Genomic DNA, 24,300 nt, shown 5'->3' on the forward strand with positions numbered 1-24,300 from the left:
CCGGATGGCAACCACCCGGGAACATCGTCACACATCCATTAATGTTCCACCGCCGCCATATCTATCCTGACGCTGTTGATCATGGCAAACCAGGCAAACAGCGCCGACCCCAGCAGCAGCAACAGACCAAATGCAAAGGGGCTCCACCAGCCGACCACGTCGAACAACACGCCGCCCACGCCTGCGCCCAAAGTAATCGCCCCCTGGATCACCGCCACCATCAGGCCGCCGCCCGTCTCGGCATCATCGGGCAGCGCTTTACTCAACCACAGCCCCCAGGCCACCGGCGCCGGCGTCGCCACCAGTCCCCAGAGCGCCAACAGCGGCCCGACAAACATAAAAGATGCACCGGTTTCAATCAGCAGGCCGACAATCAGCGCCATGGCTAACGGAATCGCCACCAGCCAGGCGAACAGGCGGCGCTGCAGCAGATGACCAATCATCCAGGTGCCCAGCAGGCCGAAGGCCCCCAATGCCAGCAGCGTCAGCGAAAGCTGGGTAACGGAAATCTGCGTCACCTCTTCCAAAAATGGCCGCAAATAGGTAAAGACCGCAAACTGCCCCATAAAGAACAACATAATGCCGGTCATTCCCAGCGCCACCTGAGGGTTACGCAGCAGGCGAAACGGATTGGCCGACCCCTGCTGTCGCGACGCGGCGGGCAAAGTCGGGATCGCGCGCCACTGCCAGACAAAGGCAACGATCGCCAGCGGCACAACGATAAAAAACGCCCCGCGCCAGCCGATATACTGCCCCAAAAAACTGCCCAGCGGCGCAGCGATGGTCGCCGCCAACGCATTGCCGCCGTTAATCAGCGCCAACCCCCGGGCCACCGCATGCACAGGTACCAGACGCATCACGGTCGCCGTGGACATTGACCAGAAACCGCCGATGGCAATCCCCAACAGAGCGCGACCGGTCATAAACATCACGCCATTGGCGGCGAAGGTCACCAACAGACCGGAAAAGGTCAGCAGCAAGGTAAAGCCGATCAGCACTTTTTTCCGATCAAAGCGACCGGTCAGCGGGGTATTAAGCAGGCTGGTCAGTACCGCAAACAGGCCGGATACGGAGATGGCCTGCCCCGCCTGGCCCTGACTGATGGCGAGATCCTGTGCAATCGGCGTCAGCAGACTGACCGGCATAAATTCGGAGGCAATAAGCACCACCACGCCCAGCGCCATAGAAAATACGGCACCCCAGGCGGGATGCGGGCTGGCGATACGCGATGTTGAAACGGTATGAACTGACGGCATGCATTATTCCTGTTTTCTAACGATAGGCAGATCCTAATACGCCGGCAGTGTTATGATTAGACGGTGTAATCTGTATGTACTTGTGAAAAAATCTCATCAATTTGCAGCGGCAACGGGTTTCCGCCGGCAACCGTCGGACACCATTGATATACCAGTTCAATAACCAGGATCGGCAGCCATGAATGACATCCTCGCTTTTCTTGCGGTGGCTAAAGCGCAAAGTTTTACCCGGGCGGCGAAACAGCTGGGCGTCAGCCCTTCGGCATTAAGCCATACCGTCCGTAACCTTGAAGAACGGTTAGGCGTACGTTTATTAACGCGCACCACCCGTAACGTGGCCCCCACCGAGGCCGGCGAGCGGCTGATGACCTCCACCGGCCCGCTGTTCGAGCAGATAACGGCGGAAATAGATAAAATCGGCGAACTGCGGGATAAGCCCGCCGGCACCATCCGCATCACCTGCTCTGACGATGCGGCGGAACAGATCTTACGCCCCGCGCTGCCGGCATTTCTTGCCAAATACCCGGATATCAACGTTGAAATCTGCATTGATTACGGTTTTACCAATATCGTCGAGCAGCGCTTTGACGCCGGGATCCGGCTGGGCGAGGCGATCAGCCAGGATATGATCGCCGTGCGGCTCGGGCCGGACTGGCGGCTATCGGTGGTCGGCGCGCCGTCCTACTTTGCCGCTAGCCCGACGCCGTTGCACCCGCGCGATCTGACGGCCCACAACTGCATCAATATCCGTTACTCACTGGGCGGCAGCGTTTATGTCTGGGAGTTCGAAAAGGATGCCCGGCCGCTGAGCGTACGGGTTACTGGCCAGATGACCGCCAACAGTAATATCCATATCCTCAACGCCGCGTTGGACGGCATCGGGCTGGCCTATCTCCCCGATTTTATGGTGCAGCCTTACCTGGACGACGGACGGTTGGTCGAAGTGCTGGCCGACTGGAGCCCCTACTTCGCCGGTTTCCACCTGTATTACCCCAACCGACGCAATGCCTCTCCGGCGTTTTCCGCACTGGTTGAGGCGATCCGCTACCGCCAGCCCTGACAGATGAAAATTGCGTCAAGAGTCAACGCGCCTTGGCTGACGGCGCAAAAACTTTGGCTCCGCCGTACCGATCGGCTATCATCGGCGGCCTGATTGACCAAGAGGGTGCTATGTTGAAATTCATTGCCGCATCGGCGTTTACCACGCCCGATAACGGCCAGTCCCGCCGTGAGGGACAACTGAGCGACGGCCGCGTCGCCGCGGAAGTCCGCTTTGAGGCCGGCGCCTTCGGCCAGCTGAAAAAGCGTGCTGACGCCGTGCACATCCGGGTGATAGACGGCGACTTTGAATTTACCGTCGGCAGCGATATTCTCCTGCTGCAGGCCGGCGAAAGCGTGGCTGTCCCGGCGCAGGTGCCCAGCGGCTGCTTCTGCCTGAGCGCCGGTACGCTGCTGGAAATCAGCGCCTGACGTTAACGCCTGCGACGTTTTATTTACACTGCAGTAATTTGCGCAACAAACTCGCCGCACGGACGCATATTTGCGCCACATTTGCTCTCTTTTTGACTAAACCTGCGCCAGCCATCGGTTTTTTGTTTTGCTTCCCACCCTGATGGCCTTATAATGCGCGCGTCTTTCAGTTGAATGGTTTCAGCCCTTGATCTGTGAAAACGCAATAACAACAATCCTATTTTCCAATCGTTTTCGCCGTATCCCCGCACGCCGGCGCGGGCTGAATTTTTCCGCCCCATTTCAACCACGGTCACCTATTCTTAACTATGATTTGCCCTATCAGGTTCGACTCAAATTCCATACCGGCGGTCTGACCGTCGGTTTTATTCGTTTTATAATCCATCACAACTTGTAGAAAAAATCGTCATGAAAAAGACCAAAATTGTTTGCACCATCGGTCCAAAAACCGAATCGGAAGAGATGCTGACCCAACTGCTGAACGCCGGCATGAACGTAATGCGCCTGAATTTCTCGCACGGCGACTATGAAGAGCACGGCAACCGCATCAAAAACATGCGTGCGGTCATGGCCAAGACCGGCACCACCGCCGGCATCCTGCTGGACACCAAAGGCCCGGAAATCCGCACCATGAAGCTGGAAGGCGGTAAAGACGCGGCGCTGGTCGCCGGCCAGACCTTCACCTTCACCACCGATCAAAGCGTTATCGGCAACAACGAGCGCGTCGCCGTAACCTACCCTGGCTTCGCCGACGACCTGAAAATCGGCAACACCGTGCTGGTTGACGACGGCCTGATCGGCATGGAAGTGACCGATATCAGCGAAAGCGAAGTCGTGTGCAAGGTGCTGAACAACGGCGACCTGGGTGAAAACAAAGGCGTTAACCTGCCGGGCGTCTCCATCCAACTGCCGGCGCTGGCGGAAAAAGACAAACGCGACCTGATCTTCGGCTGCGAACAAGGCGTGGACTTCGTGGCCGCCTCCTTTATCCGTAAACGTTCCGACGTGCTGGAAATCCGTGAACATCTGAAAGCTCACGGCGGCGAGCAGATCCAGATCATCTCCAAGATTGAAAATCAGGAAGGCCTGAACAACTTCGACGAAATCCTCGAAGCCTCTGACGGCATCATGGTCGCCCGCGGCGATCTGGGCGTGGAAATCCCGGTGGAAGAAGTGATCTTCGCGCAGAAGATGATGATTGAAAAATGTAATCGCGCACGCAAAGTGGTGATCACCGCCACCCAGATGCTCGACTCGATGATCAAGAATCCGCGCCCTACCCGTGCGGAAGCCGGCGACGTCGCCAACGCCATTCTGGACGGCACCGACGCCGTTATGCTGTCCGGCGAGAGCGCCAAGGGCAAATACCCGCTGGAAGCGGTCAGCATCATGGCGACCATCTGCGAGCGCACCGATAGAGTGATGCCTAGCCGCATCGACAGCCTGAACGACACCCGCAAACTGCGCATCACCGAAGCGGTATGCCGCGGCGCGGTGGAAACCGCCGAGAAACTGGCCGCGCCGCTGATCGTGGTCGCCACCAGCGGCGGCAAGTCAGCCAAATCCGTGCGTAAATACTTCCCGGACGCCAACATCCTGGCGCTGACCACCCATGAAGTCACCTGCCACCAGCTGGCGCTGAGCAAAGGCGTCATCCCGCAGATGGTCAAAGAAATCGCCTCTACCGACGACTTCTACCGCCTGGGTAAGGAAGCGGCGCTGGCCAGCGGCCTGGCGCAGAAAGGCGATATCGTGGTGATGGTTTCCGGCGCGCTGGTGCCAAGCGGCACCACCAATACCGCCTCCGTTCACGTGCTGTAATTTAAAAAGTGACAAAAATCCGATCGACAAAACGCCGCTCTGCGGCGTTTTTTTTGCTCGGGTAAACGATATTTCCGAAAACGCAATAGCGGGCTCGCTATTATTAAGTGAATAATGAATAGGAGCAGTCTGATGGAATCAGGCTGTTTTGCTTCACTTTTTTAACTATTACGTAAAACAAGATGCAAGTTTGAGCGAACGATCAAAATAAAGCCCTCTAACGCAAAAAATTTATTCTCTTTCGAAAAAAGTTTGTGTAATACTTGTAACGCTACATGGAGATTAACTCAATCTAGAGGGTGTTATAATGAATCGTACTAAACTGGTACTGGGCGCTGTAATCCTGGGTTCTACTCTGCTGGCTGGTTGCTCTAGCAACGCTAAAATCGATCAACTGTCTTCTGACGTTCAGACTCTGAACGCTAAAGTTGATCAACTGAGCAACGACGTGAACTCTATCCGTTCCGACGTTCAAGCAGCTAAAGACGACGCAGCACGTGCTAACCAGCGTCTGGACAACCAAGCTCATTCTTACAAAAAGTAAGAGAGTTTCGGTGACTGAAAACGGCGCACTTTGTGCGCCGTTTTTTTATGCCCGCCATTCCCGCTCTGCTCGCCCTTTTCTGAACGCCCCGGCCAATGACATAAAAAAAGCCCAGCGCCTGGCTGAGCTTTGCCGTTCACGCGCGCTGTACGCTACTGTGCCTGGCTGATCGGCGCTGCCTGTGCCTCGGCCTGCTTACTACCGCCAAACAGCTGTACCGACGGCAGAGGGACGTCTGCAGGGTTCTGCCCGACGCTGACCAGCACCGGCATGCCGGAACGGCGCGTTACGGCGCTGTCAAACACCGACTTATCCGTATCTGCGCTATCGGCAAACTTCTGCTGCGACTTGGAGAGCGAAATCGGCATGGTCTGCGGATCGTCGCTTTCAACTTTCGACAGCGGCTGATGCACTTCCGCATAGCGTTTGCCGTCCGGCTCAACCGATACCTTCACCGGCTCGTTGATAATCTGCACGCGGGTGCCCTTCGGCACGCTGTTGAACAGCGCTTCGATATCGTCAGGGCGCAGGCGGATACAGCCGGAGCTGACGCGCATGCCGATGCCGAAGTTGGCGTTGGTGCCGTGGATCAGATACTCGCCATGCCCCATCGACAGGCGCATGGCAAACAGCCCCATCGGGTTATTCGGGCCGGCCGGCACCACCGCCGGCAGCGTCTCGCCCTTCGCCGCGTAGCGCTTGCGAATATTGGCGGTCGGCGTCCAGGTCGGGTTAGGGATCTTCTGGCTGACCGAGGTGACTTTCAGCGGCGTGTGCATCCCGGTCTGGCCGATGCCGATCGGGTAGACGATCACCTTGTCTTCGCCTTTCGGGTAATAATACAGACGCAGCTCCGCCAGATTGACCACAATGCCCTCGCGCTTGGTATCCGGCAGCAGCATCTGCGTCGGAATGGTCAGCACTTTGCCCGGCTTGGGCAGGTAAGGGTCGGTGCCGGGGTTGGCCTCCAGCATGCCCAGCAGGCCGATCTGGTATTTGGCGGCAATCGCCTCCAGTGAAAGGCCGGCATCCGGTACGGTGTAGGTGGTATTCTCGCCGATCAGACGGCTGTTCGCCGGCGGCAACGGATATTCGGTCGCATTAGCGGCCTGACTGCCGGCCAACACGGAGGCGAATAGTACGCCCATTAAAGTCAACGCACGTTTCATGCTCTTCCCTATTTTCAGTACGGTTCGGCCACAAGGCTAACTGGCGCCTGTTTACGGGTAAATCAGATAATCACCTGTTTAATACTAGCAACGTTGGGTGTAAAGGCAATAACTCGCCTAAAAATCAAAGTGTTATAACCTAACCGCATGCAGGATTTGTCAAGGTAACGTCAACAACTAAGCGGTTGAAAAAACGTTGATTTGGCAGGGCCGCGGTTGTTTGGCGGCGTTTTGTAAAGGCTCATTGACATAATCAATGAGCCGGTATGACGGGCGGGAAAATGATTACAGCTGCGCGGCTTTTTGCCGGATGGCGCGGATCATCGCCTCCAGCCCCTGTGAACGCGACGGCGTCAGATGCTGGCTGAGCGCCAGATCGGCAAAGAAAGGACGCACGTCCAGCAGGGCGATCTGCTGCGGCGTCAGGTCGCGATAGACAATAAACACCACGGTCAGCAGCCCTTTGACAATCGCGGCGTCGCTGTCGCCGCTGAACTCGACCTGGCCCTGCGCGTTTTTCCGCATCAGGATCCACACCTGGCTCTGGCAGCCCGAAATCAGGTTCTCCGGGCTGTGCGCCTCCTCCGCCAGCGGCGGCAAACGGCCGCCCAGCTCGATCACATACAGGTATTTCTCTTCCCAATTCAGGCAGCGTGAAAAATTACGCGCCAGTTTATCTTTATCCGGCAAGTTGGCCATCAGGCTTCCTATCGTTGTTCCACCGCCGGGCGCTTAGCCCAGCAGTCGCTGAATTCGCTGCAGACCGGCCACCAGCCGATCCACTTCCTCGCGGGTATTGTACATCGCCAGCGAAGCGCGGCACATGCTCGGCACCTGATAAAACGCCATCAGCGGCATCGCGCAGTGGTGACCGGTGCGGATGGCGATGCCGTACTGGTCCAGGAAACTGCCGACGTCATAGGCATGGTGATCGCCCAGGTTAAAGGCGATCACCCCGGCGCGCTGCGCCGGCCCGTAGATGCGCAGCTGCGGCACCTGCTGCAGCGCCTCCTGCGCATACTGCATCAGCGCCTGCTCATACTGCTGTATCTGCGCCAGCCCCAGCTGCGACACATAGTTCAGCGCCGCGCCCAGCCCCATGATGCCGGCGGTATTGGGCGAGCCGGCCTCAAAGCGCCACGGCGCTTCGGCATAGGTGGTGCCCTGCGTCAGGCTGACCTGCTGAATCATCGAGCCGCCCCCTTCCCACGGCGGCATCTGCTGCAGCAACGCGGCTTTGCCATACAGAATACCGATGCCGGACGGTCCATACAGCTTATGGCCGGAGAACACATAAAAATCGCAGTCCAGCGCCTGTACGTCCACCTGCTGATGCATCACCGCCTGCGCGCCGTCCACCAGCACCTTCACCCCGGCAGCGTGCGCCTGGGTGATAATTTCCTGTAGCGGGTTGACGGTGCCCAGCACGTTGGAGACCTGGGTAATCGCCAGCAGCCGGGTGCGGTCATCGATAAGGCCGGGCAAATCGGCCACATCCAGCGTGCCGTCCGGCTGCAGCGGCCAGACGCGCAGCGTCACGCCGCGCGCCTGCGCCAGCATCTGCCACGGCACAATATTGGCGTGGTGCTCCATTTCGGTGATGATGACGCTGTCGCCCGGCTGCAGCAGGCTGCCGTAGCTGTTGGCCACCAGGTTGATGCCTTCGGTGGTGCCTTTGACGAACACGATCTCTTCCGCCGATGCGGCGTTGATAAAGCGCGCCGCCTGTTCACGCACCGCCTCCATTTGCTGCGTCGCCTCCGCGCTCAGGCTGTGAATGCCGCGGTGCACCGCGGCGTAGCCATGGCGGTAAAATTCCACCTCGCGCTCAATCACCGCCTGCGGTTTTTGCGCGCTGGCGGCGCTGTCGAGGTAGGCCAGCGGCTGGCCGTTGACCTCACGCGTCAGCAGCGGAAAGTCCCGGCGCACCTGTTCGATCGGATAACTCATACGGCCTCCCGCGGCAGACGCTGTGCGATATGCGCCAGCACCCGCTCGCGAATTACGTCATTGCCGATGCCTTCGGTCAGTTCCGCGGCAAAGGCGAAGATGATCATCTGCTGCGCATCATGCTTGTCGATACCGCGCGACTGCAGGTAGAACAGCTGCTCTTCGTCAATGCGGCCGACGGTAGCGCCGTGGCTGCACTTGACGTCATCGGCGTAAATTTCCAGCTGCGGCTTGGTGTCCACTTCCGCCACCTTGCCCAGCAGCAGGTTGTGGTTGGTCATCTGACCGTCGGTCTTGATGGCGTGCTGCGCCACTTTGATCATGCCGTTAAACACCGCTCTGGCGCGGTCGCTGACCACGGTTTTATGCAGTTGGCGGCTTTCACAATACCCCTTGTTGTGCTCCAGATAGCTGCGGGTATCGCAAATTTCTTTCCCTACCGGCAGCACCAGGCTGTTGAGCTGCAGATTGGCGCCTTCGCCATTCAGCTGTGCGCTGGTGTTATGGCGAGTCAGACCGGCCCCCAGCAGGAAGCTGTCGCTTTTCACCCGCGCGTCGCGGCCAATCTTCAGATCGTTATGAGCAAAGTGATAACTCGGCTGATTCTCAAACGCCAGCTTGCAGTGATGCAGCTGGGCGTTGTCGCCCACCGTCGCGGTCAGGCGAGCGCCGGTAAAGTGCGCGTGCTCGTTCAGGCTGACGTAATGCTCAATCACCTCCGCCTGCGCGCCGGCCGCCACCTCCAGATGATGGCGGTGGTGCACGCTGTTAATTTCGCCGGCGCCGCTGCGCCCGCTGCTGATATGCAGCAGGTAAAGTGGACGAGCGGCGACTTTGCCGGCAGGCAGGCGAATCAGGCTGCTTTCCAACGCCAGGCTCTCGGTCAGGTGCAGGAAGATCTCCGGCTGAATCGGCTCCGGCAGCTGATACCCTGCCATTTCCAGCTGGTAATCGCCGAGATCGGCGTCGCTCAGATCGGCGCGGTAACGGCCATCGACAAATACCAGCCGGTAGGCATCGAGGGGCAACGCCAGCTCGGCGCAGCGCTCGGCACTGACTGCCGCCGGCTGCGGCGCATGGAACTGATGCTCCAGCAGGCCGTCCAGCGGCGTGTATTTCCAGTTCTCATGTTTGCGCGTCGGCCAGCCCAGCCGCAGCGCCTGCTGCCAGTTCGCCAGCGCATGCGGGGAGTGTTCGCCGCCCTGCGCCTCGAACAGGCTGTAGAGCTGTTGCAGCGCGCGTGAATTACTGTTGGTCGGCAAGCCAGCCATAGCCCTGCTCCTCCAACTGTTTCACCAGAGAGAAATCACCGGATTTAACGATGCGCCCCTGGGAAAGTACGTGGACGTAATCCGGTTTGATGTAATCCAGAATACGCTGATAGTGGGTGACGATAATAAAGGCGCGCTTGCCGTCACGCAGCGAGTTCACGCCGTTGGCGACGATCTTCAGCGCATCGATGTCCAGCCCGGAATCGGTTTCATCCAAGATGCACAAGTCCGGCTCCAGCGCCGCCATCTGCAGAATATCGTTACGCTTTTTCTCACCGCCGGAGAAGCCGACGTTGACCGAACGGGTCAGCAGGTCGGCCGGCATATCCAGCAGCGCGATCTTCTCTTCGATAAAATCGGCGAAGTCGAAACGGTCCAGCGCCTCCTGGCCGCGGTATTTACGCACCGCGTTGACCGAGGTCTGCAGGAAGAAATGGTTGCTGACGCCGGGGATCTCCACCGGATACTGGAAGGCCAGAAAGACCCCTTCGCCGGCGCGATCTTCCGGATCCAGCTCCAGCAGATCCTTGCCCTTAAACGTTACGCTGCCGCCGCTCACTTCATATTCTTCACGCCCGGCCAGCGTCGCGGACAGCGTGCTCTTGCCGGAGCCGTTCGGCCCCATGATGGCATGCACTTCGCCCGGTTTAATCTCCAGACTCAGTCCTTTCAGGATCTCATTGTCTTCCGCGCTGACGCGTAAATCTTTAATACTTAACATGCTGTATCCTCAGGTGGCGTTGTCACGCCAAAAATCTTGTCGCTGCCGCCAAACCGGCAGGGTTAACCGACGCTGTGCTCCAGGCTGATGGCCAGCAGCTTTTGCGCTTCCACCGCGAATTCCAGCGGCAGTTCGGAGAAAACGTCCTTACAAAAACCGTTGACGATCATCGAGATGGCGTCATCTTCGCTGATGCCGCGCTGCAGGCAGTAGAACAGCTGGTCGTCGCCGATTTTTGAGGTGGTGGCCTCGTGTTCCAGCTGCGCGCTGTTATTGCGCGCCTCGACGTACGGGAAGGTGTGCGCCCCGCTGTCCGGGCCGATCAGCATCGAATCGCACTGGGTAAAGTTACGCGCGTTTTCCGCCCCCGGCAGGATTTTCACCAGTCCGCGGTAGGTATTCTCGCTGTGACCGGCGGAGATGCCCTTGGCGATAATGGTCGACTTGGTGTTTTTGCCGATATGGATCATCTTGGTGCCGGTATCCGCCTGCTGATGGCCGCTGGTCAGCGCCACCGAGAAGAATTCGCCGATCGAATTGTCCCCCTGCAGGATCACGCTGGGGTATTTCCAGGTGATCGCCGAACCGGTTTCCGACTGGGTCCAGGACATTTTCGAGTTCGCCCCTTCGCACAGCGCACGTTTGGTGACGAAGTTCAGGATGCCGCCTTTACTTTCCCCGCCGGCGAACCAGTTCTGCACCGTCGAGTATTTCACCTCGGCGTCTTTATGCAGGATCACTTCCACCACCGCCGCGTGCAGCTGGTAACTGTCGCGCACCGGCGCGGAGCAGCCTTCAATATAACTGACGTAGCTGCCCTCATCGGCAATCAGGATGGTGCGTTCGAACTGGCCGGTTTTCGCCGCGTTGATGCGGAAATAGGTGGACAGCTCCATCGGACAGCGAACGCCCTTCGGCACATAGACGAAGGTGCCGTCGGAAGCCACCGCGGCGTTCAGCGCCGCAAAGAAGTTATCGTTGGACGGCACCACCCGGCCGAGATACTGGCGCACCAGCTCCGGGTGCTCCTGAATCGCTTCGCCGAACGAGCAGAAAATCACCCCGCTTTCCGCCAGTTTCTCACGGTAAGTAGTGGCAACGGACACCGAGTCGAAAATGGCGTCCACCGCCACTTCGCTGCCCTCGCGTACCGGCACGCCCAGCTGTTCGAACGCCTGCTCCACTTCGCTGGTCAGGTATCCGTTCTCATTCAGCGCGGCGCCCGTCTGCTGCTCGGCCCCCGGCTGAGAGCCGCAGGCGTCGTCGCAGCTGCCGCAGGACGGCGCCGAGTAATAGCTGTAATCCTGATAGTTCAGCTTGTCATAATTGGCCTTCAGCCAGTGCGGCTCTTCCATCTGCAGCCACGCGCGGTATGCCTCGAGGCGGAATTCCAGCATCCACTCAGGTTCGTTGCGCTTGGCCGAGATCGCCCGCACCACCTCTTCGTTAATGCCTTTGGCGAGCTCATCGGTCTGCAGCTGGGTAAAGAAGCCTTCTTTATAGCGTCCCTCGCTGACCCAGGCCTGCACATTATCAGGAACTTCTACATTTACATTGCTTCGTGTCATGGCGATCACATCACTCAAACGCCAAAGCTCTCGCCGCACCCGCAGGCGTGCTGAGCTTTAGGGTTATTGAACTTAAATATCTGATTCAGCCCTTCGCGGACGAAATCCACCGTGGTGCCGTCGATAAACGGCATCGCTTTTAACGGCACATACAGCCTGGCGCCGTCGCGCTCAAACAGCAGATCGTCATCGGCCGGCTCGCGGGTCAGATCCAGCACGTAGCCGAAGCCGGCGCAGCCGGACTGTTTCACACTCAGCTGCAGCCCTTTTACCTGCGGGTCCTGCTGCATCAGTTTAATGATTTGCTGCACGGCGCTGTCGCTGAGCAAGATGCCCTGCCAGGTCTGCTCGTCCAGCGAAAAAGTGCCGACATTTTCTGTTTGCATATGACCTACCTCATACTGGTCTCTGACGAGACGCATCATCCTCTTCCCGTCGTGTTACACGCGACGCGCGCACGCGGCGCGGGATATCTGCCAGCCATGTTAGTGATAATGATTATCACTTCAACCGTTGATTTTGCAGGGGTATCGCCCCCGCGGCCCGATTTTCCATCTTCCGACCGGCAAGCTGCGCGGACACCCGGCGCGGCGATGGCCGCATACCGACGGCCAGCATTTCCTACCAAACTGAATTTTAATGCTTTTACTTGCATTTTATCCGCGAACCGCCCTGTCCCGTATTGCTGCCGGCCGTGCCAATTCGTCGTTGCTTAAACATTCATAGAAAATACCTATTTCTGCCATGCTGTCTGGTTTAAAAATGCCCTTGCGCGCTAAAACCTCGCCGCCGTCACACCGGCGGTGAATCTTCCCTATAGGTTAAAGTTTAGTCGTTGGCGGGCAAATGGATCGCTACGCTCTGAATACCGAAGCAGGAAAAAAAATTTCGCCGTGATGATTGATCGCCGCAGCGGCTGCAAATATGATAATGATTATCATTTACTTTATCAGGCGTGGGCAAATGAACATTTCGATGAATGCATGGCTGCTGGGCAAGATTGATGAGTACAAATTCAGTATCCGCGACGCCACGGTGGATTTCTATATGGCGGAGGCGGCGCTCAAGCGGCCGACGTGCAACGTCGACCACCTGAAGCGTTACAACGGCGTCTGCCTGAATATGGCCAATCTGTGCCTGGAGAACGGCGATGACGACAGCTATCTGCACGCCCTCAGCAAGCTGCATAACCGGCTGATCGTCGAGATCAACAATCCGCAGCGCTGTCAGCTGTTTCGGGTACAGAGCTACCATTTTGCGCGCCACACCCTGACGCTGATCTGTCAGAAGTACGCCATGGAGGGAACCTGGGAAAAGGCTAACGCCTATCAAAAGGACTTCGTCAAACGCGTGCCCTTTCAGCTGTAAGGGCAAAGAATAAGGCCCGGCGCGGACGCCGGGCCTCAGTGTGTTACTCAATCACCGCCGTGGTCAGGCGGGAGATGCAGCACAGCTTATCCCGCTTGTCGAAAATCTCGATCTGCCAGACCTGATTGCGCCGTCCGGCGTGCAGCGCCCGGCAGACGCCGCGCACCCGGCCGTCAAACGCCGGCCGCAGATGGTTGGCGTTGATCTCCACCCCCACCACCTGCTGGTCGCCGGTGGTGCACAGGTAGCCGGCCATCGACCCCATCGACTCCGCCAGCACCACCGACGCGCCGCCGTGCAGCAAGCCAAAAGGCTGCGTGGTGCGCGAGTCTACCGGCATGGTGGCTTCCAGAAAATCGTCGCCGATTTGGGTAAATTCAATCCCCACATGCCCCACCATGCAGCCCTCTCCGGAACGGTTTAACTGTTCCAGCGTTGTCTCTCGTTTCCACAGCTTCACGCAATCATCTCCAGCAGCGCCTGTAATGGATGCCGCACGCCGTTGCCCTCAATCCGTTTGACCTGGCTGCGGCAGGAATAGCCGGTGGCCAGGCAACGTTGACGCGGCAACCGCCGCAGCGCCTGATGCCATGATAACTCATAAATCCCGAGCGAATTTTGCAGGTTCTTGCTTTCATGACCATAGGTGCCGGCCATGCCGCAGCAGCCTACGCTGACGCTTTCCAGTTTGGCGCCGAAGCGGGAGAAGATCGACGCCCACTGCTGGCTGCTGGCCGGCAGCGCGGTGTTTTCGGTACAGTGGCCGAACAGATACCAGGCTTCGCCGGTGGCCGGTTGTTCTGCCCGCTCCGCCAGCAACGCCTGCAGCCATTCATGCACCAGCTGTACGCGGAAATCGCCGCGCGTCTCGCCGAGGATCTCCTGGTATTCATCGCGGTAGCACAGCACCAAGGCCGGATCGACCCCGACCATCGGCATCCCCAGCCGGGCGACGCGGTTAAGGAAATCGGCGGTCTTGCGCGCCGTTTTGGCAAAGCGCGTCAGGAAGCCCTTCACATGCTGCGCCTTGCCGTTTGGTGAGAACGGCAGCAGCACCGGCCGGTAGCCGAGTTTTTCCACCAGCCGGACAAAGTCCGCCACCACCACGGCGTCGTAGTAGCTGGTGAACGGATCCTGCACGATCAGCACATACTGCTCGCGCGCGGCATGCGGCAGCGCCTCCAACTGTTCAAGCGTCATATTGATCGCCTGATGCCCGGACAGCTGCTGACGCAGCGTCGGGCTGGAGAGCAGCGGCACATCGACCATGCCGATGGCGTTGCGGTTCAGATCGCGCAGCCACGGCTGCTTCAGGAAGAAGTTGAACACCTTCGGCGCCTTGGCCATCAGCGGCGCATAGCTCTCCACGCCGGCCACCACGTAGTCACTGGCGGGACGCAGATAGCGCGTGTGGTACAGCTGCAGGAAACGCGAGCGGAATCCCGGCACGTCAATCTTGATCGGGCACTGGGTAGAACAGGCCTTACAGGCCAGGCAGCCGGACATCGCTTCTTTCACCTCGTGCGAGAAGTCGTACTCGCCTTTATCGGCGTACCAGCTGTTGCGCGTTTTTTCGATCAGATTACGGAAGCTCATACGCTGCTGCGGCAGCTGTTGCTCCAGCTGCAGCGGGTCGACGCCCTGCTCGCTGAGCAGGCGCAGCCATTCGCGCACCAGCGCGGCGCGCCCTTTCGGCGAATGAATGCGGCTGCCGGTGATTTTCATCGACGGACACATCGGGCTGCGCGCGTCAAAATTGAAGCACAGGCCGTTGCCGTTGCACTCCATGGCGCCGCGGAAGGAACTACGCACGGCGATCGGAATGCGGCGATCCAGCGTGCCGCGTTTTACCGCGTCCACCTTCATCATCGGCGCATCGACGCCGAGCGGCGGACAGATTTTGCCGGGGTTAAGACGATTGTCCGGGTCGAACGCCGCCTTGATGCGGCGCAGCTCGTCATACAGCGCCTCACCGAAGAACGCCGGGCTGTATTCGGCGCGGAAGCCCTTGCCGTGTTCGCCCCATAGCAGGCCGCCGTATTTGGCGGTGAGCGCCACCACGTCGTCGGAGATCTGCTTCATCAGCATCTCCTGCTGCGGATCGCACATATCCAGCGCCGGACGCACATGCAGCACCCCGGCGTCAACGTGGCCGAACATGCCGTAGCTCAGGTTGTGTCCGTCGAGCAACTGGCGGAACTCGGCGATATAGTCCGCCAGGTGCTGCGGCGGCACGCAGGTATCTTCCGCAAACGGGATCGGCTTAGCCTGCCCTTTGGCGTTGCCCAGCAGCCCGACCGCCTTTTTACGCATGCCGTAGATCCGCTCGATGCCGGCCAGATCGCCGCACACCTGGTAGCCAATCACGCCGGCCTGCCGCTCCGCCATCAGCGAGTCCAGACGCTGGCACAAGTCGTCCAGCTGCTGTTCAATCAACGCTTCATCATCGCCGGCAAACTCGACGATATTCAGCCCCAGCATCTCTTTATCCGGCACGTCGGCGATCAGCTCGCTGACCGAATGCCAGACAATATCTTCCCGCGCCAAATTTAGCACCTTGGAGTCGATGGTCTCCACCGACAGCGCCTTGGCTTCCACCATAAACGGCGCGTTGCGCAACGCCGAATCAAACGAATCGTACTTGACGTTCACCAGCCGGCGCGCCTTGGGCAGCGGCGTAATGTCCAGCCGCGCTTCGGTGATAAACGCCAGCGTGCCTTCGGCGCCGGTCAGAATGCGCGTCAGATCGAAGGTCTGCAGATCGTCGCTCAGCACGTGGCGCAAATCATAGCCGGTCAGGAAGCGGTTGAGCTGAGGGAATTTTTCCAGAATCAGCGCGCGCTGGTCGCGGCAGCGGTTCAGCACTGTGTGGTAAATGCGCCCTTCGGCGGTTTCTTCCTGGGCAATCGTTTCCGCCAGCGCCGTCGGCATGGCGCGGGTGTCGATCATGTCGCCGCCCAGCAGCACCGCACGCAGACCCAGTACGTGATCGGAGGTTTTGCCGTACACCAGCGAGCCCTGCCCGGAGGCGTCGGTATTGATCATGCCGCCCAGCGTGGCGCGGTTACTGGTGGAGAGTTCCGGTGAAAAGAAGTAGCCGAACGGCTTCAGGTACTGATTGAGCTGGTCTTTGATGACCCCGGCCTCGACCCGCACCCAGCCCTGCTCCAGATTGATGTCCAGAATGCGGTTCATATGGCGCGACATATCCACCACGATACCGCTGTTGAGCGACTGGCCGTTGGTGCCGGTGCCGCCGCCGCGCGGGCTGAAGGTCAGCGTATTGAAACGTTCCTCGCCGGCCAGCCGCGCAATCAGCGCCACATCGGCGGTGGAGCGCGGAAACAGCACCGCCTCCGGCAGCAGTTGGTAAACGCTGTTATCGGTCGCCATCGTCAGGCGATCGGCATAGCTGGTGGCGATATCGCCGTTGAATCCGTTGTGCTTTAACGCTTCCAAAAAATCCAGCACCCGCTGAACCAACCCGGGCGCCTGAGCTATTTGTGGGATCATTGCTTTTGTAGACCCTGTCTGTCTCATTTTGATGCGCTGATAAACGCTGAATCAGGCCCGTCGCAGGCCTGCCCTAAATTTTTGTTATCGCTATAGATGACATATTGAAATGGATACCGGGGAAAAACAAGCAGAGCTGACCACCTTTAAGCAAACGGCTGCCGTGCCAAGTCCATGCTTCCTGTAGGTTCAACGTCTTCTCCTTGGCAAAAATAACGCGGGCAGGACAAACCGTATCCACCGGCGCGCTCGCCCCCATCCATCAGTATTAATTACCTGTCACACTGTGAAATTTAGCCAAAATGCATCATGATTAACGGGAACAACGGAATTTATCCCCCGCCAATCGCTGGCGGGCGGGTACTGCAAACCATAGGATGAGAGCCCTTCATGACACTCCCACAACCTCGTTACGATTTACCAAGGCTAATTTTTGGCGTGCTGTTTATTGCCATTATGATCATCGCCTGCTTTTGGGTGGTGCAGCCCTTCATACTCGGCTTTGCCTGGGCCGGCATGGTGGTGATCGCCACCTGGCCGGTGCTGCTTAAACTGCAGAAGCTGCTCTGGGGACGGCGTTCGCTGGCGGTGCTGGCGATGACGCTGCTGCTGGTGCTGCTGTTCGTGATGCCGATTGCACTGCTGGTGAACAGCGTGGTGGACAACAGCGCGCCGCTGGTCGCCTGGGCCAGCACGCCGGGTAAAGTGCATATTCCCGATCTGGCCTGGCTGCACGCGGTGCCGATGATCGGCGACAAACTGTATGACAGCTACCATACGCTGATTCAAAGCGGCGGCGGCGCGCTGATCGCCAAGGTTCAGCCCTACTTCGGCCGTACCGCGACCTGGTTCGCCTCGCAGGCGGCGCATATCGGCCGCTTCCTGATGCACTGTTCGCTGATGGTGCTGTTCAGCGCGCTGCTGTACGCCCGCGGCGAACAGGTGGCGCTGGGCATCCGCCACTTTGCCGTACGCCTCGGCGCCGAACGCGGCGACGCCGCCGTGCTGCTGGGCGGCCAGGCGATCCGCGCCGTGGCTCTGGGCGTGGTGGTCACCGCGCTGGTGCAGTCGGTGCTGGGCGGCATCGGGCTGGCGGTCGCCGGCATTCCGGCGGCGGTGCTGCTGGCGGTGCTGATGTTCATCTTCTGCGTCGCGCAGCTCGGGCCGTTACCGGTGCTGGTGCCCGCCATTATCTGGCTTTACTGGAGCGGCGACACCACCTGGGGCACCGTGCTGCTGGTATGGAGCTGCGTGGTCGGCACGCTGGACAACTTCCTGCGGCCGGTGCTGATCCGCATGGGCGCCGATTTGCCGATGGTGCTGATCCTGTCCGGCGTCATCGGCGGCCTGCTGGCCTTCGGCATGATCGGGCTGTTTATCGGTCCGGTTGTGCTGGCCGTCTCCTACCGCCTGCTCACCGCCTGGATGAATGAAACGCCGGAACCGACCGCCGATCTGGAAGACGTCGCCAAGGATTTGGAAGAGATGTAATTTAATCCCGCCTGCCCGCAATGGGCAGGCGCGTTCACATAATACAATTAACAGCATTCCCCGCCGCACGACAATTCGTATTAATATAAAATCTATTTCGTCATGCCAAATGGCGCGTTAATAAACATGCTGCAAGGATACATGTTCTATTTCTGTAAATACGAAGAAAAATAAGTGTTTAATGATTTAAATTGCAATTATTAGGATAATTCTTAATGACTAAATCGCGCTAAGTGCCTAGTATCATTGCCATATCTTGCTTTAACTCGCTGAAGCCAAGCAAGTTTCCGTACAATGTAATGCCATACATATGAATTGCTGTGTGTAGTCTTTGCCCATCTTTAAGATGGGCTTTTTTTATTCTATTTTTCTCCCCGCTTATTTTCCCTCATCACCAAGTTACATTCAGAAATAAAATAGCCGCAACAATGTTGCGGCTATGGCATTAATCTTAATTTAATTAAAACGGCTTATTTTTGTTGCGCCAGATTAATCCAGGTCTGCACCACGGTATCCGGGTTCAGCGACAGGCTGTCAATGCCCTGCTCCATTAACCACTCGGCAAAATCCTCATGGTCGGAAGGCCCCTGTCCGCAGATGCCGACATACTTGCCGTGGCGCTTGGCCGCCTGAATCGCCATCGCCAGCAGCGCTTTCACCGCTTCGTTGCGCTCATCAAACAGTTCCGATACCACGCCGGAATCGCGGTCCAGGCCCAGGGCCAGCTGCGTCATATCGTTGGAACCGATGGAGAAACCGTCGAAGTGCTCCAGGAACTGATCCGCCAACAGGGCGTTGGACGGGATTTCGCACATCATGATCACTTTCAGACCATTTTCACCGCGCTTCAGCCCCTGCTGCGCCAGTTCGGCCACCACCGCTTCCGCCTGCGCCACGGTACGCACGAACGGCACCATGATTTCAACGTTGGTCAGCCCCATCACGTTGCGCACGCGTTTCACCGCTTCGCACTCCAGCGCAAAGCAGTCGCGGAAGCTGTCGGAGACATAGCGGCCCGCGCCGCGGAAGCCCAGCATCGGGTTCTCCTCGTGCGGTTCGTATTTATCGCCGCCGACCAGGTTGGCGTACTCGTTGGATTTAAAGTCGGACAGACGCACGATCACCCGCTTCGGCCAGAACGCAGCCCCCAGCGTCGCGATGCCTTCCACCAGCCGGCCCACGTAAAACTCGACCGGATCGTCGTAGCCCTGCATCATGCCGCGGATTTCCGCCTGCAGCTCCGGCGTCTGCTGGTCAAATTCCAGCAGCGCGCGCGGGTGCACGCCAATCATGCGGTTGATGATAAACTCCAGACGCGCCAGGCCGACGCCTTCGTTCGGCAGGCAGGCGAAGTCGAACGCCCGATCCGGGTTGCCGACGTTCATCATGATTTTCAGCGGCAGCGACGGCAGTTCGTTGACTTCAGAGCTCTGCACGCTGAAGTCCAGCTCGTCCTGATAGACATAGCCGGTGTCGCCTTCGGCGCAGGAAACGGTGACCTTCTGGCCGTCTTTCAGCAGGTCGGTGGCGTGGCCGCAGCCTACCACCGCCGGGATGCCCAGCTCACGCGCGATGATCGCCGCGTGGCAGGTGCGGCCGCCGCGGTTGGTGACGATCGCCGCCGCCTTTTTCATGATCGGCTCCCAGTCCGGGTCGGTCATGTCGGTGACCAGCACGTCACCCGGCAGAATGCGATCCATTTCGCTGATGTCGTGGATCACTTTCACCGGGCCGGCGCCGATGCGGTGGCCGATCGCGCGCCCTTCCACCAGCACGTTGCCGCTGCCGTTCAGCTGATAGCGTTCCATCACCTGGCCGTTGGAGCGCACGGTTTCCGGACGCGCCTGCACAATCAGCAGCTTGCCGGTATGGCCGTCTTTGGCCCACTCGATATCCATCGGGCGGCCGTAATGTTTTTCAATCAGCATCGCCTGATGCGCCAGCGCCTGCACCTCGTCGTCGCTCAGCGAGAAACGATTGCGCTGCGCCTCCGGCACGTCTTCAATCTGCACCTGCTTGCCGTGATCCTGCGACGGCGCGTACACCATGCGGATTTTCTTCGAACCGAGGTTGCGGCGCACAATCGCCGGCTTGTTGTTCTGCAGCGTCGGTTTGTGCACGTAGAACTCATCCGGGTTGACCGCCCCCTGCACCACCATTTCGCCCAGACCGAAAGCGGAAGTGATAAACACCACCTGATCAAAACCGGATTCGGTATCGATGGTGAACATCACGCCGGAAGAGGCCAGATCCGAACGCACCATGCGCTGTACGCCGGCGGACAGCGCCACGCCGCGGTGATCGTAGCCCTGATGCACGCGGTAGGAGATGGCGCGGTCATTAAACAGCGAGGCGAACACGTGTTTAATCGCCACCATCACGGCGTCGATGCCCTGCACGTTAAGGAAGGTTTCCTGCTGGCCGGCAAACGAGGCGTCCGGCATATCTTCAGCGGTGGCGGACGAACGGACGGCAAACGAGGCCTCCGGTTCGCCGTCGGCCAGCTGCTGGTAAGCCAGGGTGATTTCGCGCTCAAATTCCGGGTGGAACGGCGTATCAATAATCCATTGGCGGATCTGCGCGCCGGCCTGCGCCAGCTGCGTGACGTCATCAACGTCGGTGTGATCCAGCAGCTGGTAAATGCGTTGGTTAACGCCGCTTTGTTCCAGGAAATCGTTAAACGCCTGTGCGGTGGTGGCAAAACCGTTTGGCACGGCCACGCCCAGATCGGAAAGATTGGTGATCATTTCACCAAGCGAGGCATTCTTGCCGCCAACGCGGTCAACGTCGTTCATGCCAAGCTGGTTATACCAAAGCACATTACGCAAGTCTGGGCCATTGTTGGGCATCGAGACAATCCTTATTGCTATCAGTAGGGTATAGACGGACTTTAGGCTGCGCATCGGCTGAGCACCCTGCCGGCGTATGCCGGGCCGGTTATTCGCGTTGCTCATCGCTTATTGGTGCCTGAGCGCAGCCTACTTCAATTGCGTTAACTGCTCGTTGGTTTGAGCGCAATCAGACTAGCACAATCATCCATGAGAAATGGAAAGGTGAATCGTTCAACCCAATGAAGAAAATGGATTTTAAGAGTATTACCTAAATGAAACTTTTATGATGGTATCGTTCCCTTTTTAGCTAACCGCTTTTTATTTCAATAAATTACATAATATTTAAACTTTAAATTGAAATAAACCGCCCGCCGGCGCGCCAAAGCGCCATTTTCCGCGTCAGCCCCCCCTCAGCGCCGGAATTGATATTTCATAAAAAAAGAAAAAGTGTTTCAGGCAACGATGGCAGCCGATTATTCCTATTTTTCCCCGTCTCTGCCCATTCCCTGAGCAAGCGTCTCTTGCCGTCACACTTTTTTTGTTAGCCTCTTTACCGCCGAATCATCTGGAGCCCATTATGCTTAACCTTCAGGCAGACCCATTGCCGCAGCAGCAGGATTACTGTTTCTCAATTAAGGAGTCACGGGTGGAAAGAAGCGTTTTCTATATTTCGGACGGCACCGCCATTACCGCAGAGGTATTAGGCCATGCGGTGCTGTCGCAGTTCCCGGTCACGGCGACCACCTATTCGCTCCCCTTTGTCGAAACCGAGGCGCGCGCGCGCGCCGTCTGCCAGCAAATCAACGATATTTACCAGCAGACCGGCGAACGCCCGCTGGTGTTTTATTCGATTATTTCGCCGGAAGTGCGTCAGGTGATCGTGCAGAGCGAGGGCTTTTGTCAGGATATCGTACAGGCGCTGGTCGGCCCGCTGCAGCAGGAGCTGAACGTCGACCCGACGCCGGTGCCGAACCGCACCCACGGGCTGACCGCCAGCAACCTGGGCAAATACGACGCGCGCATCGCCGCCATCGACTACACCCTGGCGCACGACGACGGCATCTCGCTGCGCAATCTCGATCAGGCGCAGGTGATCCTGTTGGGCGTCTCCCGCTGTGGCAAAACCCCCACCAGCCTCTACCTGGCGATGCAGTTCGGCATCCGCGCCGCCAACTACCCGTTTATCGCCGATGATATGGATAACCTGCAGCTGCCGGCAGCGCTGAAGCCGTTCCAGCACAAGCTGTTCGGCCTGACCATCGACCCGGAGCGCCTGGCCGCCATTCGCGAAGAGCGGCGGGAAAACAGCCGCTACGCCTCGCTGCGCCAGTGCCGCATGGAGATTGCCGAAGTGGAGGCGCTGTTCCGCAAAAATCAGATCCGCTATCTGAACAGCACCAACTATTCGGTAGAGGAAATCTCCACCAAAATCCTCGATATTCTCGGCATGAGCCGCCGCATGTTCTGATCGCCCCGCATTTGTCACGCCGCACGGGCGGCGTGACAAATGCAACGCCATTTTTTACCGCCTCAGGTCAATAAATCTCGTTTTGTACGGTTGAAATCAGCCGCTTTTGCGTTATTGTGATCGTCATCACTTCCCGGTACTCCTGCCGTAGAGAAGAAACAGATTCAGAGAACGTCATGCACAAAACAGATGAACTGCGGACCGCGCGCATCGACAGCCTGGTTACGCCGCAAGCGCTGGCGGACAAGCTGCCGATTTCTGCGGCGGTTGCCTATAACGTGACAGCGTCACGTAAACGTATTGAACGGATCCTGTCAGGCGAGGATAAACGCCTGCTGGTGGTGATCGGCCCCTGCTCGATTCACGACCTCGACGCCGCGCTGGACTACGCCGGCCGCCTGAACGCCCTGCGCGAACGCTATCAGGACCGGCTGGAAATCGTGATGCGCACCTACTTCGAGAAACCGCGCACCGTGGTGGGCTGGAAAGGCCTGATCTCCGACCCGGCGCTGGACGGCAGCTACCAGGTCAACCGCGGCATTGAAATGGCGCGCAAGCTGCTGCTGGACGTCAACCAGCTCGGCCTGCCGACCGCCACCGAATTTCTCGATATGGTGATCGGCCAGTATATTGCCGATCTGATCAGCTGGGGCGCCATCGGCGCGCGCACCACCGAAAGCCAGATCCACCGTGAGATGGCCTCAGCGCTCTCCTGCCCGGTCGGCTTCAAAAACGGCACCGACGGCAATACCCGTATCGCCATCGACGCCATCCGCGCCTCGCGCGCCGGCCATATGTTCCTCTCGCCGGATAAAAACGGCCAGATGACCATTTACCAGACCAGCGGCAACCCGTACGGCCATATCATTATGCGCGGCGGCAAAACGCCGAACTACCACGCTACGGATATCGTCGCCGCCTGCGACAGCCTGCGCGAGTTCGACCTGCCGGAGCACCTGGTGATCGATTTCAGCCACGGCAACTGCCAGAAGCTGCACCGCCGCCAGTTGGACGTGGCGGAGAACGTCTGCCAGCAGATCCGCGCCGGCTCCTCCGCCGTCGCCGGCGTCATGGCGGAAAGTTTCCTGGTGGAAGGCACGCAGAAAATCGTCGCCGGGCAACCGCTGACCTACGGCCAGTCCATCACCGACCCGTGCCTCAGCTGGTCAGACAGCGAACAGCTGCTGGCGATGCTGGCGGACGCGGTGGACACCCGCTTCTGACAGATTCCCGGCCGGGGTTGCCGCCCCGGCCTGCCCGCAACGCATCATGCTCCGTCTGTACGCCAATGTTTTTACCCCAACCCCATTTTTACGATAAATCCCCGACGCAGGTTTAAGGCATACTGCAGGCTGTTTCAATCAGCCTTGACAGCCGACATGACCGAACAACTTCATATAACACTTGTCGTGGAGCTCAGCCGTTGGATAGAAAACCACCTTGGCCGGGCCATTCAGTTACCCGAACTCGCCGCCTACTCCGGCTATTCGTTATGGTATATGCAGAAGGTTTTTAAGGAGATTTCCGGCTATTCGCTGGGACGTTACATCCGCGAACGCCGGCTGATGGGTGCGCTGCGCAAGCTGCGCTTTTCCGAGCAGAGCCTGTTTGATATCGCCATCGATTTTGGCTTCGGCTCGCAGTCGCACTTTTGCTATATGTTTAAAAAGCGCTTCGGCTTCACCCCGTCCGAGCTGCGCAGCTCGCCGGCGCTGCCGGTCACGGTCACGCTGACGCCGCCGCTGCATGAGCAGCTGCCGCAGGCCGCCTAAACCGGTTATCACCCGAACCCGATTTCTGTCAGTCGCGGGTAACCTGAATGGCCGTAAACGCCCGGCACTTCTCTGTCGCCTCAATGA

Annotated in this window: 21 protein-coding genes; 9 read left to right on the plus strand and 12 right to left on the minus strand. The window is 58.6% G+C overall.

The genetic code is table 11. From position 1 onward, the window contains the following. Positions 1–38: 38 nt before the first annotated feature. Positions 39–1,256 carry an MFS transporter gene (locus tag FO014_RS23105; protein ID WP_201282893.1) on the minus strand — a complete coding sequence of 406 codons (1,218 nt, stop codon included), beginning with the start codon at positions 1,254–1,256 and terminating at the stop codon, positions 39–41. 178 nt (positions 1,257–1,434) lie between these two features. Here FO014_RS23105 and FO014_RS23110 point away from each other — a divergent pair, with 178 nt between their 5' ends. Together FO014_RS23110 and FO014_RS23115 are read left to right on the plus strand one after the other, a co-directional pair. After that, positions 1,435–2,316 carry a LysR family transcriptional regulator gene (locus FO014_RS23110; RefSeq protein ID WP_160031227.1) on the plus strand — a complete coding sequence of 294 codons (882 nt, stop codon included), beginning with the start codon at positions 1,435–1,437 and terminating at the stop codon, positions 2,314–2,316. 110 nt (positions 2,317–2,426) lie between these two features. Next, the gene (locus FO014_RS23115; RefSeq protein WP_105233313.1) at positions 2,427–2,726 is read left to right on the plus strand and encodes a cupin domain-containing protein; all 300 of its coding nucleotides are present in this window, start codon (positions 2,427–2,429) and stop codon (positions 2,724–2,726) included. A 23-nt stretch (positions 2,727–2,749) separates the two neighbouring features. Here the strand turns inward: FO014_RS23115 and FO014_RS23120 are convergent, their stop codons facing one another. Next, on the minus strand, positions 2,750–3,022 hold the full coding sequence (locus FO014_RS23120; protein WP_160031228.1) for a hypothetical protein: 273 nt from the start codon (positions 3,020–3,022) through the stop codon (positions 2,750–2,752). 112 nt (positions 3,023–3,134) lie between these two features. Between FO014_RS23120 and pykF the strand changes: the two genes are divergently transcribed. Both pykF and FO014_RS23130 read left to right on the plus strand, forming a co-directional pair. Beyond that, a complete protein-coding gene (gene pykF / locus FO014_RS23125; protein ID WP_160031229.1) occupies positions 3,135–4,547 on the plus strand; it encodes a pyruvate kinase PykF in 1,413 nt (470 codons plus the stop codon). A gap of 307 nt (positions 4,548–4,854) precedes the next feature. Next, positions 4,855–5,091 (plus strand): major outer membrane lipoprotein, encoded by a 237-nt coding sequence (locus tag FO014_RS23130; RefSeq protein WP_015672157.1) that lies wholly within the window; start codon positions 4,855–4,857, stop codon positions 5,089–5,091. Between the two features lie 152 nt (positions 5,092–5,243). Here the strand turns inward: FO014_RS23130 and FO014_RS23135 are convergent, their stop codons facing one another. From FO014_RS23135 to sufA, 7 genes are all read right to left on the minus strand, one after another. Then, positions 5,244–6,260, minus strand: coding sequence for a L,D-transpeptidase family protein (locus tag FO014_RS23135; protein ID WP_160031230.1), 1,017 nt, complete (start codon positions 6,258–6,260; stop codon positions 5,244–5,246). 285 nt (positions 6,261–6,545) lie between these two features. After that, on the minus strand, positions 6,546–6,959 hold the full coding sequence (sufE, locus tag FO014_RS23140) for a cysteine desulfuration protein SufE (protein ID WP_105230977.1): 414 nt from the start codon (positions 6,957–6,959) through the stop codon (positions 6,546–6,548). A 33-nt stretch (positions 6,960–6,992) separates the two neighbouring features. Then, positions 6,993–8,210 (minus strand): cysteine desulfurase SufS, encoded by a 1,218-nt coding sequence (gene sufS, locus FO014_RS23145; protein ID WP_160031231.1) that lies wholly within the window; start codon positions 8,208–8,210, stop codon positions 6,993–6,995. Next, complete coding sequence (gene sufD, locus FO014_RS23150) at positions 8,207–9,481, minus strand: Fe-S cluster assembly protein SufD (RefSeq protein ID WP_160031232.1); 1,275 nt, start codon at positions 9,479–9,481, stop codon at positions 8,207–8,209. The genes sufS and sufD overlap by 4 nt, the downstream gene beginning before the upstream one ends. Then, positions 9,456–10,202 (minus strand): Fe-S cluster assembly ATPase SufC, encoded by a 747-nt coding sequence (gene sufC / locus FO014_RS23155; protein WP_105230974.1) that lies wholly within the window; start codon positions 10,200–10,202, stop codon positions 9,456–9,458. The genes sufD and sufC overlap by 26 nt, the downstream gene beginning before the upstream one ends. 62 nt (positions 10,203–10,264) lie before the next feature. Next, positions 10,265–11,770, minus strand: coding sequence for a Fe-S cluster assembly protein SufB (gene sufB / locus FO014_RS23160; protein ID WP_105233311.1), 1,506 nt, complete (start codon positions 11,768–11,770; stop codon positions 10,265–10,267). 14 nt (positions 11,771–11,784) lie between these two features. Beyond that, positions 11,785–12,156 (minus strand): Fe-S cluster assembly scaffold SufA, encoded by a 372-nt coding sequence (gene sufA, locus FO014_RS23165; protein WP_160031233.1) that lies wholly within the window; start codon positions 12,154–12,156, stop codon positions 11,785–11,787. A 577-nt stretch (positions 12,157–12,733) separates the two neighbouring features. Between sufA and FO014_RS23170 the strand changes: the two genes are divergently transcribed. Then, positions 12,734–13,138 carry a hypothetical protein gene (locus FO014_RS23170; protein ID WP_105230973.1) on the plus strand — a complete coding sequence of 135 codons (405 nt, stop codon included), beginning with the start codon at positions 12,734–12,736 and terminating at the stop codon, positions 13,136–13,138. Positions 13,139–13,181: 43 nt separating this feature from the next. Here FO014_RS23170 and menI read toward each other — a convergent pair whose 3' ends face one another. Continuing rightward, positions 13,182–13,598 carry a 1,4-dihydroxy-2-naphthoyl-CoA hydrolase gene (menI, locus tag FO014_RS23175; RefSeq protein WP_105230972.1) on the minus strand — a complete coding sequence of 139 codons (417 nt, stop codon included), beginning with the start codon at positions 13,596–13,598 and terminating at the stop codon, positions 13,182–13,184. Continuing rightward, complete coding sequence (ydiJ, locus tag FO014_RS23180; protein ID WP_160031234.1) at positions 13,595–16,651, minus strand: D-2-hydroxyglutarate dehydrogenase YdiJ; 3,057 nt, start codon at positions 16,649–16,651, stop codon at positions 13,595–13,597. The genes menI and ydiJ overlap by 4 nt, the downstream gene beginning before the upstream one ends. A 390-nt stretch (positions 16,652–17,041) precedes the next feature. Between ydiJ and ydiK the strand changes: the two genes are divergently transcribed. Beyond that, positions 17,042–18,142 (plus strand): AI-2E family transporter YdiK, encoded by a 1,101-nt coding sequence (gene ydiK, locus FO014_RS23185; RefSeq protein ID WP_160031235.1) that lies wholly within the window; start codon positions 17,042–17,044, stop codon positions 18,140–18,142. Positions 18,143–18,612: 470 nt separating this feature from the next. On the opposite strand, the gene ppsA is transcribed toward ydiK, so the two are convergent. Beyond that, the gene (gene ppsA / locus FO014_RS23190; protein WP_105230968.1) at positions 18,613–20,991 is read right to left on the minus strand and encodes a phosphoenolpyruvate synthase; all 2,379 of its coding nucleotides are present in this window, start codon (positions 20,989–20,991) and stop codon (positions 18,613–18,615) included. A 628-nt stretch (positions 20,992–21,619) separates the two neighbouring features. On the opposite strand from ppsA, the gene ppsR reads away from it, so the two are divergent. From ppsR to FO014_RS23205, 3 genes are all read left to right on the plus strand, one after another. Then, positions 21,620–22,441 (plus strand): posphoenolpyruvate synthetase regulatory kinase/phosphorylase PpsR, encoded by an 822-nt coding sequence (ppsR, locus tag FO014_RS23195; protein WP_105233309.1) that lies wholly within the window; start codon positions 21,620–21,622, stop codon positions 22,439–22,441. A 176-nt stretch (positions 22,442–22,617) separates the two neighbouring features. Beyond that, complete coding sequence (locus FO014_RS23200; protein ID WP_160031236.1) at positions 22,618–23,664, plus strand: 3-deoxy-7-phosphoheptulonate synthase; 1,047 nt, start codon at positions 22,618–22,620, stop codon at positions 23,662–23,664. A gap of 156 nt (positions 23,665–23,820) precedes the next feature. Beyond that, positions 23,821–24,213, plus strand: coding sequence for a helix-turn-helix domain-containing protein (locus FO014_RS23205; protein ID WP_105230966.1), 393 nt, complete (start codon positions 23,821–23,823; stop codon positions 24,211–24,213). Positions 24,214–24,300 lie beyond the last annotated feature (87 nt).

This window comes from Serratia rhizosphaerae, assembly GCF_009817885.1.
Taxonomy (GTDB): Bacteria; Pseudomonadota; Gammaproteobacteria; order Enterobacterales; family Enterobacteriaceae; genus Serratia_B; species Serratia_B rhizosphaerae.